The following is a 19160-nucleotide window of genomic DNA, read 5'->3' on the forward strand; positions in this document are numbered from 1 at the left end:
AGAACAGACAAGTATCCGCAACTTTCACCGGAACTATTGAGAGAAAAATGATACACGTTGAATATAATAAGAAAAACGGTTTTCCACACGACAGAGAACTCATCCTATTTGATAGATGTGCTTTTCAAAATGTGCATAGGGATGTGCTTGCCGAGATTAACAAAAAATATAACATCCTTTGCCCTCAAGTTTTTGTAATGGAATGCATTGCTCCAGACAATACGGATAAGAAAGATGTAGAATCATTTGAGAAAGATAAAAAGTCACTGCGTGAAAAATTGGAATTAATAGAAAATCCGATAGTTCTCACCGGAGAGACGCACAGATATTTTATGATTGACGCACTTAATGGGACGCACTGTCCAAGTATTCTCACGTCAGAAGAAATTGCGGCGAACTGCATCACATCTACACCTATAACAATGGAACGTATGGCACCGGAAAATCTTATATCGTATTATGAGCCTCGAATTGAGGGCTTCAAAAGCCTTATAAAAAGCATCACTGAAAGGTGCGATAAAGCAAAAGGAATGCTTACTCCCAATAAGATAAATTCATACGTCCAACAAATTCTCCAACCGATGTTTGAAGCGTTAGATATGACTGTATCCACGCAAGACATAAAAGCGGGACTTAAGCGAGATAAAAAAACTTATGTGAAACAAACACCCAACTACGCCGCTGAAAAGACAAGACAAGAAATGGAAAATGAACCGATAGATAGAAGTATCGTGATGCTTGAAGCAGTATTATATCTTACTGGGGGACATGCCAATCGGCTACGTCGCGAACTTGCAGACCGGAAAAGACTTACAATGGAAAATTATCCACATCTGGCATATCCTATCTACATCTATTACTTATCCAACTATATGATCTATGCCAGACAAATCAATGCAGAACACTTGGATAAATCATATTTAAAGGACTTCAGATACCTACACTACTTAAATTTTTGTGATATGTTCATCGTAGGAGAAAAATCTACACCGCACATAGTTAATTCAATACCATACGACAATATTAGGAAAACGCCTGTCATCACTATTCCAGAGTTGAAAAATAGACTCACTTAAGGCGGAGTTATGGACTACACAGAAATTGTCCGTTTTGAGATTCTCGATGAATCGAAGCTCGACCTCAACGCGGTTGGTGAGGCTAACATCCTTGATCTGGACCTGGTTGCGTCAGCGTTTGGTGAAACAAATAGCGAGGCAGATGTTAACGGTGATGGCGTGGTGAATATTTTAGACCCAGTTCAAGTTGTCAACAATATCTGATATAACAGGATTTAAAAATTCATGACAAATTTGAGAGATGTCTTACCAAAACTTGAGGACTTGGAGCCCTCAGAAGATTGTATACTATGGCGATATACGGACATTCCATCTTTAGTTGAAATTTTGACTTTTGAATATATACCTCTTGTTAGGGTCTCCCTTTTTAGTGATATAACAGAAGGGGCAATTCTGAAATCTGCTTTATCTAAACTTCCTAAAGCAACAAATATTGGAAAAGACTATGTATTTGATGTATACAAAAATACTGCTTTTGCTTCGTGTTGGTGCGGAAATCAGGAAGAACTCGCCCCTATGTGGGATAGATTTTCACCAAGAGATGGTGTCGCCATTAAAACGAATGCTAAACGTCTTTTGGATTGGTTAACTCCCCGACGTGGATATAAGATAAAATATGTTAAGTATATCAATGAAAATCCTGATGATATTTTATCTGAACTTACTGAAATAGATTTTGAAGAATTTGAGAAAGTTAGACGAGACTTATTTTTTTATAAAATGTCTGACTTTTCGGATGAGAGAGAAGTAAGAATCCTTAACTGTAGGGCTCTCGTAAATTTTTCAGGAATGGTAAGTAGATTAACCGGATTTAATCTACACCAGTTTAAGGAAATGATGGATACCGATGTTATACCGAAAGAAATTATTGAACGTGCTGATATACGTTATATGAATGAACTTATAACTGAAATAGTCATTTCCCCGGCGGCACGCCCTGGGATTCGCGAAATTGTCCAAGAATTAATTAAATCCGTGAATTCGCTGAGAAGACTTGAGGGAAAATCGCCACTTGGGATTCGAGTAGAAGAATCTCGTCGTAAAACGTGGTTTTAGAAATTTCTGGTGAATTTTCAGTTCGGTTCCCTAACCGCACCTACTGGACTAATGAAAGGAAGGATTAGTAAATGAGTGAACAACGAATACCGCCAAATCTACGCATACATAACGCAATTGACCAAGACGTAATGGACGCTAAAATGAACCTCAACCTAATTGAAAAATTAGCAGAGCAGGAGAAGCATCCTCAAACTTGCATTTTTAGCGAAAAAGAGCAGGAAACGTTAATGAGAAATTGCGTCCATACCATAACTCTGAATCTTACCAAAACAATAGAAAAACCAACTATTCACGAGGAAAAAATTCAAACATTTAACCTTGAATCACTTATTGATAGCGTATGCCATGATGAAGATAAAAAGCCCCTAAGAGAAGAACTTTGCAAAATGCGAGGCAACAGGATATATGGTAAACTGGTTGAATACCGGCATAAGATAATTGCCCACAGAAATATAGAATATGCGAGTCAGCAAGCGATAAAACAAGTATTTGAGGAGTGCAAAGACTACTTACTCAAAAACAGAGGCGGTATAGAGAAACTGGTGAACAGAATAGGTAGTTTGCAGATGGATATAAAAGACTCTCGAGATAAAAAACGCGGACTCCCGACTGTTTAGAAAGGACAGGACTTCTCCTGAAAGGATGCATAGATGCAAAACCGACTCAAACAATTGCCGTTAAACGTCCAAAAACGGCTATACGAAATCGCAGGATTCGCTGGCACGAACTGCTCAGACTTCAATTCAACAGAATACAACCAAGCAACGACAGCCTACTTATTCGCAACACCCGAAGAGTTAAGAGATTTTCTTTTTGACCACGCCAGATACAACCTCGAACACCGCATCAGTTGGCATGATGCGATACAAGAAGCCTATAGGACACCTCAACAAAGGCGCGTTTATCAGGAATATCTACGATCTCCTGAATGGCAGCGAAAGCGTCAAGCGGTTCTGAATCGTGCGATGAAACCCGGTCCACCTAAGCCTCCTATCATCGTCCAGAGGACGCGCGATCAATATGGGCGTTTGATTGAATATATTGAAACCGAATGGAAACCGATTTGTGAACATAGGCACTCCATTTGTGAACGCAAGTGTGCCAGAGATGAAAAATTCAGCCACTTGAATTGTGAATGCAGGTGTTCAAATGTTGCCGAACAGGTGCATCACTGGAACTATGAACGTGTCGGAAAAGAGCGGATAGGAATGAAGTCTGAGGCATCAGAAGAAAACGATTTGATAGCACTTTGTCCCGAATGCCACGCCGCTTTGCATAATCAAGGAGAAGTCATCGGATAAATAAATCTCTATCTGCTTGCTATCCACCGCCGCGACTATGATAGTAGAACGGACGAACAGTCAACGAAGAAAAGAGCGGAGTTTTTGCGAATACTTCAGATTGAGGCAATAGATTGTTCTCAATCGTGAAATTATCGGATAGGAAACAACACAGTGACAAATTTTGACGAATCCGAAGTGCGAGAAATTGGACTCGGCGATCCAGACTACCCTAAACTCTTGCGAGCAATAAGAAACCCTCCGAAAGCCCTCCGTTTCCGCTGAGACCTACCACCCAATTGGAAAATTATTGCGATTTCCGGGAGTCGTGAACCCGCACAGCGAGCACTTACGACCGCAGACAGAATTGGCAAGGTACTTGCAGAACACGGATACACCATTGTCCCGGGGCTCGCCGAAGGGTGCGACGAAGCTGCTGTTAAAGGCGCGCTTTCCGCAGGTGGAAACGTTGTGGGTGTCGTCCCGTGTGGACTCAAAGCCCTCCGATCCCAGCCCCGAAAAAGACTGGCTCATCAAATCTTCGCTACCGGCGGTGCTGTCATTTCTGAATATGCGGATAATCTCTCAACAGTATTTAGACGGCACTATCTCCAGCGCAATGAAATTATCACTGGACTTTCCGAAAAACTATCATCGTCGCGGCTGAGGAACGATCAGGGTCATCAGCGACCGCAAATCGAGCGTTAAAGCAAGGACGCGAGGTTATTATTACCCCACATGTCAATACGACAATTGAGGGCGCAACGCTTGTTGCGAATCCTGGAGAACTGAAAGACGCGTTTGGTATTGCTCGCTAAGGCTTGAGAAAATAAACAGGAAAGAATAATGTTTTACATTTGCTTTTCCGTCAAACATTTCCCGCCGATTGTTATCTATTGCTGCGATAAATGTAATGGAAACAATAAGAAAAACACAAGAGGAAATCGAAGAAGCCCAACGAACTCAGGATCAGGAGATGCTAAGACGGCACAACGAAATTGTCAGCGAACTCCGAAACTCGGTAGCGGCAGTGAAGGAACTCACTGAGCTCACCAGAAATATACGTTAAAATTCTTGTGCTATTCAGGCGTGTCCCGTAATAACGGTCACGCCTTTTTTGTTTTTAAGTACCGGTGAGATGGTGTAGGGTGTTTTCTTTTCGTGTGATATTGCAGGTGTCCGTCGCTATGTTGGGTAGACTGCGGAAACGGATTAGATTACTGTCCCTCCTCGCCGTGCGATTTGCCTGTGTGTCGGCGTTATCAGAAGCAGGCGAGTCTATCATCGTAGAACCTTCGCTCTCAGATTCATCAATCGACACGCTGTCAATGAGAAGACCACAAAAAGTCAATAAAAAAAATATTGTATTTTTTTTATACATATGTTATACTGTATCTTGGCATCCGTAAAATCCAAGATGGATGGTTCGGCGAGTGTGAGAGACTCCCGAACCGCGGCACTGCCAAGTGTAGGTTGCCAGTGCGGTTTAAATATATCATATATCTTAATTGATGTGTGTGATAATTTAGACAGCGTAGTGATTTTACGCGATTTTTCTTTTTGAAATCTCGTGTCATTACTATTGGACGTTGGAGACGGATTTCTGAGATAGACCTTCTATCTCCCGTCTCCGCCCGCTGGCAATAGGGTTATACGTCCAGCCGCGTTCTATTTCAATCGCAACGCGGCAAAACGTCCAAACCCCACTAACATTCAATACATTGATTGACGTGCTTCACACCTTGCACTCGAACTATGTGTGCTGGTTTTGTCCGCGAAGCACTTAACATCTGCCCATGAAAGGTTTTATCATGTCACAAGCTAACCTACACCACGAAGGCGATGTATTGGAAGGCATGATCTCTTTGGACATCCCTGCTTTCGTTCGCGCTGCTGTCCGGCATAAAGTGAACAAGAATCAAATTTTAATCTACCTGTACCTACTCACGGAAACCCCCGAATCAACGCATAAGATGAAGCAGTTTTTTCCAATCGCTAAAGAGAACGATTTAACTCGAAGCGAGATTCTGGTATGGCTGCACCTCTCCTACGGCGGTTCGGAGAAACCAAAGCATATCAGCCGGAAGCTGCGTATTCCGCCTCGCTTTGTAGAAAACGCGCTCACTGTTTTGGAAGAGAAAGGTATTATCAAGAGTGGGAAGGTATCCTGACTGGCAGCAACATTTTGAAATCAGAGATGTTATCTTGCTTGTGAAAAATAACTTTTTGGATATGGATTTGCTTCCGTCACAAAGCGGATTTTGTTCATATTTATATTTGCGCGCGATTTTCATTCGGAGATGGTGCGGAAGAAGGCAGATTTAGCCGTTGCGTCAAGCGAGGTTGTTTTTCTTGATGTTTAGAGGGTTACCACAGCGAAAGAAGTTTTAGAATGCGTTATAGACGATTCTGTGCGTTTTTTTCACTAACAGTTTCCGAATCAGTGCGATCGAGTATGAGTTGGTCCGGGTTCGCTAAAATTTGTCGATTCAGGATGCCTAAAGATCCGCAGAACGCCGCCCATCCGAGAACACAAAAAACGCTAACGGAAAAAGGTGACTGGTGATCAGAAAACAGGGTATTTCATAAAGCGGCGTTGGCTTGTCGTTTCTACAGCACAACTCAATGAAAGAGATTTGTGAAAATTGGAGTTATTGTGCGAATTCCATTTCGTCTATAACAGCGGAAAAAAGGAGGCACCGCGCATGACATATAGATGTTGGGTTTTACTCTGTGTTCTGTGTCTCTGTCTTTATGGCTGTGGCGATGAAGGTCTTGAAAGCCTGTATGATCCCGCCGTTCAAGCTGCGCCGCCGGTTGCTGTGACAGGCGTGCCATCAGAGCTCCAAGAACAGTTATGGGGCAACCGTGAAGCATATATTGAAAAACTTACATGGGCGTTACAACACGGCGAAGATTTCAGACCTGTCGCCGAAGACTACTTGGAAAGGATTTGTCAACTCGATCACCAACGGGCATTCTATCAGAAATATATTGATGCCGGGGGTGTCGCGATCCTTGCGAGTATCAGCGTTGCAGATGAAACTTTACAGATGGCGCGGAACATCGTTTTTCAAATGACGGCGAAGCACCCAGAAATCCGGGAATACCTCACCCTCGAACACAAACATTACCAGATTATCATCAATGGCTATTATGAAAACATTCGCGGGATTCCAGAGTTCACAGACCATCACATTCGAGAATTTCCGATACCACACTGTGGTGCTGCTTTTGGGAACGCATATTGCGTTTCGCAGATCTGGCATCTCCCCGAACAGAAACGCGATAGAATTCAGAGCCCGGTGATGCAGACGTTTGTGCACGAGTTTGCGCATGCGATCCATCTTTTTGCCATCAGCGAATTGGACCCCGGGTTCAACGCGCGCTTAAAGCAGGCGTATGAGACAGCTGTCGCATCCGGGACATGGAAGGATCTGTATGCCGAAACAAATTATCGTGAGTACTGAGCGGAAGGAGTCAAGATGTGGTATTACCACGTAACAGATCTGCCAATCCCGCATCATTCTGAGAGTTGGGGCCCCCTCTTTGAGACGTATGCAGCGTTTGCCGAACACGATCCGTTGCTTGTAGGGCTGCTTGATGAGTGGTTTCATCGTGTCTCGTTTCGAGGGCTTTACTAATGAAGATTGCAAAGTTAGTGGAACTGCCAGCCGTCAGTTTTGGCTACTCTTTTATGCACCGTAGACAGACCTCTTCGATGCTTTCAAACGACAGGCGGTGCCACACACCACTGAAGATTTTGATGACAGAAGCCGAGAACACCGATGAGGTCATCTCGAAAAGAGCCTCTTATGCCCAATATATTCAGATCACATTTACTTTTTCTTTTAATGCTCGTGTGTCTATTTGGGTGTAGCGAGGCGCATTTTATCGACCTATTATATGCACCCGAAGCAGAACAATGGGGTGTTGTCGGTGCTGTTCCGCCTGAGATACAAGAAATATTGTGGAGTGGCTCTGATGAATTATTGAGAGCGGCGCAGGAAGCACATTACACGCGGTATATTGATGCCGGTGGTATAGCGATTATCGGGAGCCGTTTTGTGGACGACGAGATCTTCCGAATGGCGCGCGATATTGTTTTAGAGATGACATCAAAACGCCCGGAGTTACGGGAAGCGTTGTCGCCGCAAATGGGGCATTATCAGATTCTTATCAATGGTCGTTTCGAGGAGCTTCAGAATATACCGGAGTATGCGGATATAGAGGGAAAAGAGCCTACACCGGGTCGCTGTGTGTTGCCTTTGTATTGCTATTCAATGTACTGGGACCACCCCTATTCGCCAGGGAACAGTCGGGAGACAAGATTCACAGGCATCCTCGAAGTTTTTGTGCATGAGTTCGCACATGCGATACATGTTGCAATAGGGGTACATAGAGGGTTAGGTAAAAAACCTTTGGATCCAGGGTTCGACGATCGGTTGCTGCAGGCTTATGAAAATGCTGTGGCATTAGGGATCTGGTCGGGTGAGTATACAGAGACGAACTATCAGGAATACTGGGCAGAAGGTGTTCAAGCTTGGTATTACCTGGTGACAGATTCACCGCATCCTATCAGAAAAGATCAAGCGTTTGAAACGTACGCGGCATTTGCGGAGCGGGACCCTTTGCTTGTGGCATTGCTGCAAGAATGGTTTCACGAAACGTCATTTTGGGGAAGATACTAATAGCACCGGCTGACGGACGCACAAAAAGCACTCGGTTGTCGCATACATGGACAAGAAGTTCGATGCCCCGGCTTCTGAGATTCGTGAATACATTGAGGCGATGGGGCATTTCGTGATCCAGCATGCGTTCGTCATGGAATCTTATAGCCTGCGCATGTTTATGTAGCGAGGTATCTCTATGGAAAAAGTTGACTTGACGTTCTCAAAGGAACAGATTCAGGCGGCTCTCGAAACGCTTCCTGTTGTTACGGGGGCCCCCGAAAAAGATCGCAGTTTCGTCCTGATCCCGATCCATTTGAAAAGGTTCGGTAAAACGAACCTCGCTTTCGGGCGCGATAAAGTTTTGCGGGCTTACAGGGCTGCGCACCAGGCAGACAGCGATCTTGTTACCATAGAGTTTGAACCTCGGCTGCCGAGTGGAAAGCGAGAGGGTTCGTCAGAGAAGGCGATTACAGGGTCCTTGAAACGGGGAGACATGAAAGGAAACGTCGATCGAGAAAACACAAACGCAGCAAGTAAAGCCGAAGCTATGTGCGTTGATTGTGGTAAGAGCTACAAGCAGCTCCCCCCGTTTTTTGAAACCGTCCGTGTCGGAAAGCGATGCGCAGAATGCTCTAACAAAGCAGCTGCGCGCTATGCGAGAGCGAAATGGTGCATAAAACATGAAAATGATAACATTGAAACGTCCTGATCAAATGGATCTCCAGTTTGAGGGCGAGAAAATTGTAAGTGTAGATGTACCGGATTTTGATGAGGATGCGGATTTTGATGATGAAAGCGTGCTTGAACCCGGCGATCCGGGTTGGGAGCCATATCCGTTGACTTACAACTATACGCTCTATAAGACAGCCGATAGTGTAACATCATGTAACTATATTCTATACATTCTTGACACAACATACGCTTTTGCTATTGGGGTAGACGGTGGCAAAGTAGAGACTTATCAGACGCTTGAGGAACTTCGTAAAAATTTCTTGAACCGAGATAATTTTGAAAAAAAGCGGGGGCAATCCTTTACGAAGTGGCAGGAGAAAATTCTGACCGCGGCAGGTATCAGCACCGTCGAAATTCTTGCGTAAAATCATGAAAAAAAAAGAGGAGGGAAACGATGAAAGGTAGATTTTTCACTTCGGCAGTTATACTGCTCATTTTACTCGGCTCTGGCATACTTTTCAAAGCCAACTCACAAGTACAACCGGCTCCCGAAAAACTTTTCACATTTAGGGTATATGTCCCGGAAAGCGAGACACATCCTGATCCGATTTTTGCTAAGCTTGTTGAGACTTATATCAAGCGCGAATTAAGGCAGTTGCCAGATGTTAGCGTCGTTCCACTAAGCGATCATTCGCATCCATTTGATTACACGATGCGTATTATCGGATGGGAAAGCACAGCCAATAGTGGTAAGAAAACAGGGTTGATAGCCCTTTCTTGTGTTGTGGTGAGAGGTGCTTTTAATTCATTTGAATACCACAATTTGTATACAGGACCTCGAGAGAGTTTAGAGGAAGGCTGCACGTACTTTATCGGTAACATTGATAACTTTTTAGATGGCGAGCGAAAACTGATAAATAATTTACAAAAGCCGTGATGTCCAGCGAGGAGAAAAACCATGCACATCTTAGACGTTGGGATGACAGGAGGTGAGTCAGTTGATAAAAGCCTGCGTCGCTTGCTCCAGACGCGCACCGGTTTGATAACTCGCATCCGTTACCACCGAAAAATCGAGTTTATGTTTCCGACTCCGGCAACACCTGATATTGAAACACGTTATTTTGTTCTCATTTTATTCAAAAGCGTTGGCGACGATAACAAGATCCAAGACATTCACGATCCCATCGCCGTTGACATCCGGCGCGTCTTGACCAAAGCCATTGGCAACAATCACCAAGTCAAGCACATTCACGATCCCATCGCCGTTAACATCCGCGGGGTTGACAACCTTGAGAGGTTTCAGGTAAATCTCGCCATCGAAATTCTCTATGGTGTGTGAGCGGTTGTTTTCAACGTTAGATGCGAAGCCTGAGACCTCTTCTCCGAACTCGATGCGTTGTTCATTACCGGAGCGATTATAGACCGCCCAACCGTGATCAAATTCCCGGATAAACAAGCCGTCAATATTGCGATAGATTTCGGCACGCGCCCCGATGGGACGACCGAGTTCAGCGTTATAGATGTCATACCAGTAATTCGCGCCGTCAACGCGTTCTTTGTCAAAGTAGCCGTTGTAAAATGACACATAGCCGTCAGAATGCGTCAGGCTCATCGCTGTAAACAGACGCGCCCACCGGATATTTTCCGGGTGATCGGGTCGGGTATAAGTGACACGCGACCACTCAACGGGTTTATTGTCCGCGGGCCGGGTTGTGAATGTCTCATCCGATGGTACAATAACGCCCCACCCTTCAACGATGTTCATCTGCGGTTGCCTCAAGTTTTCCTCTGCCCAGAGGAGTGTATCCTCAATTTCCATGAGTCCTTCGAGCGTATAGCCGTGCGCCGTATCGCGACCGTTCTCCATGTAAATCCCATTGATATAGGGCGCAGAGACAAACGGCTTGCTGCGGTTCGGGTTCACGAGGATGAGAAAATCCTCACCGACGGCTTCGCGTACGCGTTGGAGCACAATTTCACGTGCGCGTAACACCGATTCATAAGTCCGGTAACCGTTAAGTATCGACGCATTTTCATTCCACCAATCGAAAAAAATGCCGTCATAAAGTCCGCAGTTGCGGGCAGCGGTCGCCTGTTGAATGATCATATCTTGAACGTCTTGATGCGTAAAATCTATCAGATACGCTGTGTAATAGTCTGAGTTGACGCGAACCCGATCGCCGTTTTCATCGCGGATCCAGTGTTCCCAATCCTCTGACTGTTCCCCCGGGAAAAATGTCCTGAACGGGACACCGTGAATGAAAATCAGATTTGGGTTTTCTGCAAGGAGTGCGTCGCGTTGTGCTCTCGCTTCGTCGAGGAGTCCGACGAACTGCCAACGCCCATTGACGAACTGCCAACGTAGCCCTAAACCATAGCGTCGCATATACAGATCTGCAAGTGAAAACTGTTCGGTTTCTGAGAGGTCTTGACGGTTAAGCATTTTGCCCCAAAGGAAGAAACTCGGCTTGCTTTGCGACGCGATGCGTTCTCGGATCGGGATTCTGGGAATCTCGCAAATTTCATCATAACGGACATCAAAGGTCGCCGACTGCAAAAAACTGACATCCGCGATGGAATTATGGTGTATCCAGAGCGTTTCTAACTTATCGAGATTTTCCAGCGGCGTTGTATCTGTAATATAATTCGAGTTGATACGCAAAAGGGTGAGTTCGGTGAGGTTTTCGAGCGGACGGATGTCGGAAATTTCGTTATAGTAGAGCGTGAGTTCCTCTAATTGCGTCAAATTCGCCAGCACTGTGATGTCTTGTATATGACAGACACCGAGATTCAAAGTGTGGAGTTGCGTCAGTTCCGCGAGCGCGGAAATGTCGGAGAGTCGTTTATTTGACCAGCCATATAAGAGTTCAAGCTGCGTCAGTCCTGCGAGTGGTGAGAGATCTGTCACGTCATTTTCAGCAAATGAGAACCAGGTAAGATTCTTCGCGTGTTCGAGACCGATGAGACTTTTCACCCCATATCTATAGGGATCGAGTCTATGGAGTTTGAGCAGGTCATCACGGGTAAAGGGATCATTGGCCCCTAAGCCGAGTGCTGCCCTGACAGCGCGTCGTAGATTCGGATCCGGCATCCAGGTGTCTTCTGCGAATGCGGGGAATGCCAAAACAAACGAAAAAACGAAATAGAAAACGATCCGTATGCCAAGATGGATATATCCCATGCTCTATCCGCGGACGGTCACCCATCCACACCCTCAATTTTGTGCCGGTCTGACGGAATACTCCAAGAGTCCGTGCCGGTACACCAGCACGACCACTCCACGGGTATTCATATAGGTAAAGAGGACCGCGGTGGGTTTAAAACCTTGTAATAAAAGCGAGGTTTCGCCAAGTGCCTCATATATTTCGACGGGTAAGTTCTGCTTCTGATTCATCGGAGCCTTCCTACTGATGGGCTTTCTATCCATCCAGATATACTTGAAGATGCACCACAGTGCATTATAACAAAAACACCTTTTTAGGTGAAGGTCAAATCTATTTTAACAACAAAGTTGCTTTTCTGGCGGGTGTGCGTAGTGAGATGTGTCAATCTTCGGGTGTGTGTCAACGGCTGTGGCATGTTTTGGGTATAGGGTGGGTCTACCACAGGGGCATTCTCTGAAAGGCGTTGTAGAGGATTCTGAGCGGTTTTTTTTTTCACTCTATACTTTGCGAAAAGTGTGGAATTACAGGTACGAATGTGGTAGGATAGAATATACAGAATTTTTGGACTTATTTTTGATTGAATTTAAAAGTGAGGTTTATATCAATGAAAGAGAAGAAAAAAGTTTTTATTTCGTGCGTAGAGGAAGACCGACCGTTTATTGAAGTATTGCATCGTGATTTAGAAAACTATGGATTTGAGACTTTCTGGTATGCGGAAGATTCGCCTGCTGGAGTAAGTTTTAAAAATCATACCGAAAAAGAAATAGACAACTGTGATCATTTTTTAGCGTGTTTTTCGGAAGCCTCAAGAAAAAAAGAACAGAGCGATATGAGAAGGGAACTAACTCTGGCATGTGAAAAACATAAGACACTACAACCAGATAATAACTGGTTGATATGTTTGAAAATAAATGATTGCGAAATAGAGAATTACAAGGTGGGCAACCAAATACCATTAAGTGAATTAACTTATATTTCTTTTGCCGAAAACTATAATGACGGTTTTGATAAGCTGATAAGTTCAATTATAGAACATGACAGCGTAGAAGAATATACTGGAATGCGATTTAAGAACAAAATTAGTAGTGCAAAAACTATACCAGCACATAATTTTTCACTTGATCACGCGAATAGCATCATTACAGAAATATCAGCAGAAAGTGCAAAATCCTTTCAAAAATTGGCATCATTAGCGGTTTTTATTCTTGGTCGGGGCAAATTTACTATAGAAGAGGCACCAGAGATACGAATTTGTGATTTTATTGGTAAGAGTTCTGTCTTGATAAGTGGTTCTAAGTTTTCTGGATTACAGAAATATGGAATTAGCCAGAGAGAATTAATGCTACTTGAGGAAGAAAGATTAATAAATCTATCTATGGTTGATCCAGTATACGAGACGCAAATTGCTCGTTACCAGAAGCGGTACATTATGGATAATAAAGATTCTTCTCGTCGTTTTGAGTTCAGCGGGTTTCCTCTCACAAACAGGGGTAGAACTTTGTGTATTTTACTAAGTAAAACATCGCAATTATCCTTTAATCAATCCTATTACAATGCCATACTGGAATTTTATTTAAGGGGTATATAATAACCGATTTTAGGTAAAGAGGTTCGCATGAAAAACGAAATGGCTATAGTCCCCTCGACCGAAACGACTGCGGAACTAACACCAAAGCCGACCGTTTGGCTGGTTGAAAAGTCCTTAAGGAGATATTATGACAGATAGCAAAAATCCCAAGTTACGTGTAAGAAAAGCAGAAGCCTCTGGAAAGATACGCAGACGGATTGAGGAAGGCAAGAAACTGCTTAAGACTGAAATATCTTCAGAAGAAGATTTTGATAACTTAAAAAGAGAAACATGGAAATGGACCGATTACAACAAAACACTGTTTGGCACTTTATTTGACGAATCTCCGCTACCAGATTCGCATGGGGAACCAGTTTTCTACATAGTAGGTAGTCCAAGTTTGGATCAACAAATAACCGATCATGAGAATGGTATATCTCGTTGGATTAATGATTTGGAAAGCATTTGTGGACAGTTGGAATTATACGAGGAATTGCTAAACAACACTCAACAGACTACAAATAATGACACCGTGAATAACGAAAATAAGAAAATCTTTATCGGGCATGGTCATTCACTTGTATGGCGAGAACTTAAGGATTTTATAGAGGGTACATTAGGGCTTCCTTATGAAGAATTCAATCGTGTTTCAACAGCTGGTCAGTTTACCGGCAACCGCCTTAAAGAAATGTTAGACGAATCCCGTATGGCATTCTTGATCATGACAGGCGAAGACGAACAAGCCGACGGCTCACTACATGCTCGTGAGAATGTAATTCACGAAGCAGGCTTGTTTCAAGGTAGGCTCGGTTTTGAAAGGGCAATCATTTTACTGGAAGAAGGTTGTCAGGATTTTAGTAACATTCATGGACTTATACATATCCCATTTCCAAAAGGGAAAATAGGGGCAGCTTTCGAGGAAATCCGCAGAGTGTTGCAACGAGAATCTATATTAGAGTAACACAAGGAGGCTAACATGGCAAAAACTCTCTCTCTTGAAAATATAGCAAAAATTCTAAACGATCAACAAGAAGTAGTTGGCATTATTGACGACTATATTCAAATCAGGCAATTAGACGCTCATATTAAGTTGAATTACTATGATAACTATGCTGATATGGTTATGCAACATTTGTTTGTGAATATCAGGAATAGCTATCAGGACGGTATATTCATATCTCAAGGGTTAATAGACAATACCGCTTATATGTCTACGGCATTAGCACACGCACAACGAACCGCACAGGAATTTCTAATTGATCTTGCTTATATCATGCGGGACAGAAAAAATAAAAAAGGTCATGAATATCTCCGCTACCTAAAGTTTGTGGTTGATAAAGAGGACATGGAATTGAATAAAAAAAATCTTCCTGAAGATATATACAATAAAATGTTCGACTCAAATTTAAAGCCAAAATCTCCAAGTCAATGGTCGCATACCGACCCGAAAGCCAAATTTAAACAGGGGTTGGAATTTTACGAAATAGAACCCCCTGAATTTGCTGACTATCGCCATGACTTTCATTCACTCTTAAGCTCTTACGCACATGGAAATTTCAATACCACTTCTATGTTGAAACGAACCCCGGAAGAAAACCTCTTTAAACTGCGCGCAGATTTAACATTATCTATAGGTTTTTTTAACGTATTATTAGAATCAGCATTAAAATGCTACGTTCAATTGTATTTAGCGCGACGTAGTGACTACAAGAAATTAATGGACTCTATTTCACAGAGGTTGGCATGGAAAACAAAAGACTGGGCGGAAACCCGCCGGAAACTTCGATTGTCCCCTCAACCGAAATAACACAGGAACTCATACCGGAGCCGACAGCAGGGCTTGTGGAGAAGTCCTTTGCCGAAAACACGCTACGCAACCGCCGGCAGGCTCTGAAACAATTTGACGAGTGGCTCCGCGGTCGCCCGATCGCAGACGGGCTGCTCGCCCAGTATATCACAGACCTGTTTGACGAAGGCAAAGCACCAGGGACAATCTCAATCGCTGTTTCCGCAGTAAAGTGGCTATTGAAGTATCGGAATAACGGAAAGCCGGTCGAACTTCCTATCACCGCTGCGACACTGGCGGGTATCCGTCGAGAGGGTCGCGACCGAGGACGGGGACAGCGAAACGGCTTAACATGGCGTGAAGTCGAAAAAATCTGTGCAGTTCAAGAGGCAGACGGCACGCTCCGCGGTACTCGCAACTCCGCTATCCTGCGGGTCATGTCCGACGGGCTGCTCCGTATTTCCGAAGTGGTGGAACTTCGTATAGACGACCTTGAGGACAACACGCTCCGGGTTCGCCATTCCAAGACAGATCAGGAAGGACAGGGTGAGTATCTCTATCTGTGTACCGACACCCGCCAGATGGTCGGTAAATGGTTGGAACGGTCGGGGCTGATGGAAGGCTATCTATTTCGGCGTATGACCGCGCGCGGTGATAACCTCTACGTCAACAAGAACACCGGTGAGCCATTCGCGCTCACCGCAGACGGTGTGCGAAAGATTATCAAGCAAAGTGCAGCCAAGGTGGGACTGACAGAGAAGGTATCAGGACACTCACTGCGGATTGGAACAACTGTGTCTCTGGCAGAGTCGGGAGCGTCTCTTGTGGACATTCAGACTGCGGGGCGGTGGAAAGATCCGGGGATGCCAGCACACTATACCCGCGCCCAGTTTGTCGAGCGTGGCGCAATTGCAAGATTTAAGGACGGAAAGCGATAAGTAAGAAATAGATCATATAGACTATACGTTGTAGACAGTGACCCCACTGATTAAAACACAAAAGGAGACGGACGATGCGGGGTGTTACGTTTATCTTACTGCTAATAGTGTTTGTATTACCGGGTTGCAATCTCGACAGCGTGAAAAAGTCGGAGACGGAAAAAACTGACACTATAAAACAGTTGGATTGGGAAAAAACCGCCAGCGAACAAAGATTGAAAATCGGGGATACAATCTTTGTTGAAGGTGTTACGACAGATCGACTTCACAGACGCTATGGTAGAAACTACGATCTTGTTTTCAATCCCGATGGCGGTATAATTGAGTCTAAGGCAAAAAAATGGGAAATGGAAATCAATGCGATACTTGATAAGCCAGGACCCATAAAACTCTATAAGGACCCGAATAGACCTATTGGCCTCGTCATCTCTACGATTTACAACCCGTCTGCCTACAATGCGTTGCGAAAGATAGACGATCTCTACCCGCCTAAAATACTTAAAATGTCCGATCTACCCGGTTACGAACACAGACTCAAAATTAAAGGGGAAATTTTCAGTTTTGAACGTGAAACGATAGAAAGTCATAGTGAGGATACCCCTGCGTATATCGTCTCCTGTGTTCGTATTGAAGTTTTGGAAATAGAGTTAATTGACTCCAAACACCAATCTTTACCGAGAGTTAGTATGAAAAAGAAAGCAGGTCTACGATTTCGATAACTTGTAATTATTACGTGCCTATAATATCTGTTATGAACTGTTGATTGCACCATTATTATGTATCTGTGTTTTCATATGCGACGAGAGACAGAAATCGGTGTTGAGGATATTTGACACGGGTCGAATTTGAGCAACAATACTTGTCTTAGCCTACTGATTTGTGGTCTAAATAACTGTTGGCACTTCATCACTATGTGTCCTCCTTGTGGCCCGGTTTTTTCGGTTTATACTTCTCAATTTGACTCAAACTCCTGCCGGTGGGGTTGGACGGCACATGCGTTTGTGTCTCCGTTTGTGTGAGGCGGGGTCAAAAACCCCGCCAATCAGGATTAAGCGTGAGGGTAAGATTCGGATTCAACAATTAGCATGAGCGCGCAATCAATCAACATAGAGAGCTGCTCACGCTCGGTGAATTCCCGGCTTTCGTATTCCGCGAGTAGGTCAAAAACCGCACACGAAAAATCTTCTTTCCCGATGGAATGTGAAACCGGTCCCACAGCGTCCAAAAGCGTATCGAGTAGCCCTTTGAGGCTCGGTAGGTTCAGCTCCGCAAGCGATGTATCTTCATCGGGATCTTCGGCATCCATCTCATCGTCCGGACAGGTTTGTGGTGTTTCTGCGGGCGTTTGGTCACCGGATTCCGACGGTTCAGGGGTTTCTTCAGGTTCAGAGGGTTGTAAACCGCCGAGTTGTTTCCGCACGCGGCGGTAGAACGGGTAGGAAGTCCTTTTCATCAGATCCAAGAGGTCTTTGAGTTCTTCGACCGTTGCTGCGCCGTTTTCATCAGATTCACGATAGGCGCGCAATGCATTTATCAACTGCGATTTACTCGCACGACTGACAAGTTCGCTTTCCTTGTAACCCGTCTCTTTGTATTTCTGTTTCCATTTCGGCATCGCGGCGGTGACCTTCTCCCACAGCGTTTTCACGTCATCTTCAGGTTCAGGCTTCGCCTTCTCCACAGACGCGGCTTTCTTTTTCTGCTCGATCAACGGCAGTATCCAGTTGGTATCCGGTGACCAGTCCGGACGCTCCCAATTCCGCAGATCGCCGATGTATGTTTGCAATGCCCTGTGTTCGGTTTGCAACACCTCTATCTCGACATCCGTTTGGAGTAGCTTCTCGATACAGTTTTCGAGACTAAAGAAGCCTGTGCGTTTCATGGCAACGACAAACGCCTCTGCGTAGGCGGGGTTGTTTTTCTCAAACCCTTTTTCAAGTTGCGGCAGCGATAATTCGTTGAGATCACTGTCCCCGTCGCCCATATAAATCTTTACAGCTTCCTGACGGGTATCCCACATCGACTTGCAGAGTTGCTTCTTTTGCTTGCGAAGTTTTTCCTTTTCCCTGATCCCCAAGACTTCAGACGATGTTTTCTCACCGTCGATAACGGCTTTGCTTTCGCCTGCCTTCTCGACCTGAACGGCACGCTTGATGCTCGATTTTGAGACCTTCGCACCTTTCGCCAATTCTTCTTGGGTTTTCAAGGGTTCATTTGAACCCTTGCTCCGATCACCACCCCACCCAAAACGCTCGTTGATCGAGACAGCGATCTGCGCCCGTTGCGACGGCGTGTAGTGCCGTCGTTCAAGGTTACGCGCGTAGACAAAGGCAATGGCTTCTCCTTCCTTTTCTGTGTTCCAGTTGGAGAACATCAGTTTTCGGACGAGGTTCAATTGTAGGGCAGCGCGATACCGATGCCAGCCATCGAGGATCTGACCTTCATGGATGCGGATAATCGGGTCCATGAAACCATCTTCCTTGACAGATGCCATGAGGCTCTCAAATTCCGAATCCGGTATATCGCCAAAGACACTGGAGAGTTCGTGGCGTTCCAACGTACCGGAGTCGATAAACTCCCTATCAAAGACGATCATCGGTGAGACGCAACACGTCGGGGGACGGTAATGCGTATAGGTATCTGGGTAATCTCTGTTGTGGTATTCCTTGATCTCCGCCTGTGAATAGCCATCTATCGTCGTCCGCCCTGCTTCTTTCGGTCCGCGTTCATAACTTTTTATATCCGCAGCTTTGACGATTTCAAAGCGTGGCACTTCGCCGTCATGGTCGTGTGAGTCGTGATATTTCTTGAATGCCTCTATAAACTTTTCGCGTGCCGCGGACGACGCGAATTTGATGTTATTGTGGTGATGGTCGCCGTGATAGATGCGACCGTAGCGGGTGCTTGCCATTTTGATTTTCAGGGACGCGTCGCCGCGCCCCTGC

The 19160-nt window shown here is 44.8% G+C and carries 20 protein-coding genes and 1 pseudogene; 18 read left to right on the forward strand and 3 right to left on the reverse strand.

Annotated elements, in window-relative coordinates; all coding sequences use genetic code 11:
* Window positions 1–47: 47 nt before the first annotated feature.
* The 13 genes from OXH00_21425 (at window position 48) to OXH00_21485 (ending at window position 9697) form a co-directional block, all read left to right on the forward strand.
* Window positions 48–1076 (forward strand): hypothetical protein, encoded by a 1029-nt coding sequence (locus OXH00_21425; GenBank protein ID MCY3743583.1) that lies wholly within the window; start codon window positions 48–50, stop codon window positions 1074–1076.
* A gap of 9 nt (window positions 1077–1085) precedes the next feature.
* Window positions 1086–1280 carry a hypothetical protein gene (locus OXH00_21430; GenBank protein ID MCY3743584.1) on the forward strand — a complete coding sequence of 65 codons (195 nt, stop codon included), beginning with the start codon at window positions 1086–1088 and terminating at the stop codon, window positions 1278–1280.
* A gap of 21 nt (window positions 1281–1301) precedes the next feature.
* Complete coding sequence (locus tag OXH00_21435) at window positions 1302–2132, forward strand: DUF2971 domain-containing protein (GenBank protein MCY3743585.1); 831 nt, start codon at window positions 1302–1304, stop codon at window positions 2130–2132.
* Between the two features lie 71 nt (window positions 2133–2203).
* The gene (locus OXH00_21440; GenBank protein ID MCY3743586.1) at window positions 2204–2752 is read left to right on the forward strand and encodes a hypothetical protein; all 549 of its coding nucleotides are present in this window, start codon (window positions 2204–2206) and stop codon (window positions 2750–2752) included.
* A 33-nt stretch (window positions 2753–2785) separates the two neighbouring features.
* Window positions 2786–3436: a hypothetical protein gene (locus tag OXH00_21445; GenBank protein ID MCY3743587.1), complete on the forward strand. Its 651-nt coding sequence runs from the start codon at window positions 2786–2788 to the stop codon at window positions 3434–3436.
* 892 nt (window positions 3437–4328) lie between these two features.
* On the forward strand, window positions 4329–4484 hold the full coding sequence (locus tag OXH00_21450) for a hypothetical protein (GenBank protein ID MCY3743588.1): 156 nt from the start codon (window positions 4329–4331) through the stop codon (window positions 4482–4484).
* Between the two features lie 742 nt (window positions 4485–5226).
* The gene (locus OXH00_21455) at window positions 5227–5586 is read left to right on the forward strand and encodes a hypothetical protein (GenBank protein ID MCY3743589.1); all 360 of its coding nucleotides are present in this window, start codon (window positions 5227–5229) and stop codon (window positions 5584–5586) included.
* 534 nt (window positions 5587–6120) lie between these two features.
* Window positions 6121–6885 carry a hypothetical protein gene (locus tag OXH00_21460; protein MCY3743590.1) on the forward strand — a complete coding sequence of 255 codons (765 nt, stop codon included), beginning with the start codon at window positions 6121–6123 and terminating at the stop codon, window positions 6883–6885.
* A gap of 15 nt (window positions 6886–6900) precedes the next feature.
* A complete protein-coding gene (locus OXH00_21465; GenBank protein MCY3743591.1) occupies window positions 6901–7059 on the forward strand; it encodes a hypothetical protein in 159 nt (52 codons plus the stop codon).
* Window positions 7060–7230: 171 nt separating this feature from the next.
* Window positions 7231–8106, forward strand: a complete 876-nt coding sequence (locus OXH00_21470) for a hypothetical protein (GenBank protein MCY3743592.1) — start codon at window positions 7231–7233, stop codon at window positions 8104–8106.
* 178 nt (window positions 8107–8284) lie between these two features.
* Window positions 8285–8797 (forward strand): hypothetical protein, encoded by a 513-nt coding sequence (locus tag OXH00_21475; GenBank protein ID MCY3743593.1) that lies wholly within the window; start codon window positions 8285–8287, stop codon window positions 8795–8797.
* Window positions 8769–9185, forward strand: a complete 417-nt coding sequence (locus OXH00_21480; protein MCY3743594.1) for a hypothetical protein — start codon at window positions 8769–8771, stop codon at window positions 9183–9185. The genes OXH00_21475 and OXH00_21480 overlap by 29 nt, the downstream gene beginning before the upstream one ends.
* Before the next feature lie 29 nt (window positions 9186–9214).
* Complete coding sequence (locus OXH00_21485; protein MCY3743595.1) at window positions 9215–9697, forward strand: hypothetical protein; 483 nt, start codon at window positions 9215–9217, stop codon at window positions 9695–9697.
* A 195-nt stretch (window positions 9698–9892) separates the two neighbouring features.
* On the opposite strand, the gene OXH00_21490 is transcribed toward OXH00_21485, so the two are convergent.
* Both OXH00_21490 and OXH00_21495 read right to left on the reverse strand, forming a co-directional pair.
* Entirely contained in the window at window positions 9893–11941 is a 2049-nt protein-coding gene (locus tag OXH00_21490; GenBank protein MCY3743596.1) for a putative glycoside hydrolase, read from the reverse strand.
* A 33-nt stretch (window positions 11942–11974) separates the two neighbouring features.
* Window positions 11975–12154: a hypothetical protein gene (locus tag OXH00_21495; protein ID MCY3743597.1), complete on the reverse strand. Its 180-nt coding sequence runs from the start codon at window positions 12152–12154 to the stop codon at window positions 11975–11977.
* Window positions 12155–12528: 374 nt separating this feature from the next.
* Between OXH00_21495 and OXH00_21500 the strand changes: the two genes are divergently transcribed.
* The 5 genes and pseudogenes from OXH00_21500 to OXH00_21520 all read left to right on the forward strand — a co-directional run bounded on the left by OXH00_21500 (window position 12529) and on the right by OXH00_21520 (window position 16934).
* Window positions 12529–13512, forward strand: a complete 984-nt coding sequence (locus OXH00_21500) for a toll/interleukin-1 receptor domain-containing protein (GenBank protein MCY3743598.1) — start codon at window positions 12529–12531, stop codon at window positions 13510–13512.
* Between the two features lie 532 nt (window positions 13513–14044).
* Window positions 14045–14452, forward strand: a pseudogene (locus tag OXH00_21505) (nucleotide-binding protein).
* A gap of 15 nt (window positions 14453–14467) precedes the next feature.
* Complete coding sequence (locus OXH00_21510; protein ID MCY3743599.1) at window positions 14468–15298, forward strand: hypothetical protein; 831 nt, start codon at window positions 14468–14470, stop codon at window positions 15296–15298.
* Window positions 15235–16215 (forward strand): tyrosine-type recombinase/integrase, encoded by a 981-nt coding sequence (locus OXH00_21515; GenBank protein ID MCY3743600.1) that lies wholly within the window; start codon window positions 15235–15237, stop codon window positions 16213–16215. Before OXH00_21510 ends, OXH00_21515 begins: the two co-directional genes overlap by 64 nt.
* 74 nt (window positions 16216–16289) lie before the next feature.
* The gene (locus tag OXH00_21520; GenBank protein ID MCY3743601.1) at window positions 16290–16934 is read left to right on the forward strand and encodes a hypothetical protein; all 645 of its coding nucleotides are present in this window, start codon (window positions 16290–16292) and stop codon (window positions 16932–16934) included.
* Window positions 16935–17263: 329 nt separating this feature from the next.
* Here the strand turns inward: OXH00_21520 and OXH00_21525 are convergent, their stop codons facing one another.
* Window positions 17264–19126 carry a ParB/RepB/Spo0J family partition protein gene (locus OXH00_21525; protein ID MCY3743602.1) on the reverse strand — a complete coding sequence of 621 codons (1863 nt, stop codon included), beginning with the start codon at window positions 19124–19126 and terminating at the stop codon, window positions 17264–17266.
* Window positions 19127–19160 lie beyond the last annotated feature (34 nt).

The organism is Candidatus Poribacteria bacterium (assembly GCA_026706025.1).
In the GTDB taxonomy this organism is placed as follows: domain Bacteria; phylum Poribacteria; class WGA-4E; order WGA-4E; family WGA-3G; genus WGA-3G.

Bases quoted from the DNA above. Each gene is read 5' to 3' on its own strand.
- OXH00_21425 (MCY3743583.1), top strand. From the start codon at position 48: ATGATACACGTTGAATATAATAAGAAAAACGGTTTTCCACACGACAGA.
- OXH00_21430 (MCY3743584.1), top strand. From the start codon at position 1,086: ATGGACTACACAGAAATTGTCCGTTTTGAGATTCTCGATGAATCGAAG.
- OXH00_21435 (MCY3743585.1), top strand. From the start codon at position 1,302: ATGACAAATTTGAGAGATGTCTTACCAAAACTTGAGGACTTGGAGCCC.
- OXH00_21440 (MCY3743586.1), top strand. From the start codon at position 2,204: ATGAGTGAACAACGAATACCGCCAAATCTACGCATACATAACGCAATT.
- OXH00_21445 (MCY3743587.1), top strand. From the start codon at position 2,786: ATGCAAAACCGACTCAAACAATTGCCGTTAAACGTCCAAAAACGGCTA.
- OXH00_21450 (MCY3743588.1), top strand. From the start codon at position 4,329: ATGGAAACAATAAGAAAAACACAAGAGGAAATCGAAGAAGCCCAACGA.
- OXH00_21455 (MCY3743589.1), top strand. From the start codon at position 5,227: ATGTCACAAGCTAACCTACACCACGAAGGCGATGTATTGGAAGGCATG.
- OXH00_21460 (MCY3743590.1), top strand. From the start codon at position 6,121: ATGACATATAGATGTTGGGTTTTACTCTGTGTTCTGTGTCTCTGTCTT.
- OXH00_21465 (MCY3743591.1), top strand. From the start codon at position 6,901: ATGTGGTATTACCACGTAACAGATCTGCCAATCCCGCATCATTCTGAG.
- OXH00_21470 (MCY3743592.1), top strand. From the start codon at position 7,231: ATGCCCAATATATTCAGATCACATTTACTTTTTCTTTTAATGCTCGTG.
- OXH00_21475 (MCY3743593.1), top strand. From the start codon at position 8,285: ATGGAAAAAGTTGACTTGACGTTCTCAAAGGAACAGATTCAGGCGGCT.
- OXH00_21480 (MCY3743594.1), top strand. From the start codon at position 8,769: ATGAAAATGATAACATTGAAACGTCCTGATCAAATGGATCTCCAGTTT.
- OXH00_21485 (MCY3743595.1), top strand. From the start codon at position 9,215: ATGAAAGGTAGATTTTTCACTTCGGCAGTTATACTGCTCATTTTACTC.
- OXH00_21490 (MCY3743596.1), bottom strand. From the start codon at position 11,941: ATGGGATATATCCATCTTGGCATACGGATCGTTTTCTATTTCGTTTTT.
- OXH00_21495 (MCY3743597.1), bottom strand. From the start codon at position 12,154: ATGAATCAGAAGCAGAACTTACCCGTCGAAATATATGAGGCACTTGGC.
- OXH00_21500 (MCY3743598.1), top strand. From the start codon at position 12,529: ATGAAAGAGAAGAAAAAAGTTTTTATTTCGTGCGTAGAGGAAGACCGA.
- OXH00_21510 (MCY3743599.1), top strand. From the start codon at position 14,468: ATGGCAAAAACTCTCTCTCTTGAAAATATAGCAAAAATTCTAAACGAT.
- OXH00_21515 (MCY3743600.1), top strand. From the start codon at position 15,235: ATGGAAAACAAAAGACTGGGCGGAAACCCGCCGGAAACTTCGATTGTC.
- OXH00_21520 (MCY3743601.1), top strand. From the start codon at position 16,290: ATGCGGGGTGTTACGTTTATCTTACTGCTAATAGTGTTTGTATTACCG.
- OXH00_21525 (MCY3743602.1), bottom strand. From the start codon at position 19,126: ATGGCAAGCACCCGCTACGGTCGCATCTATCACGGCGACCATCACCAC.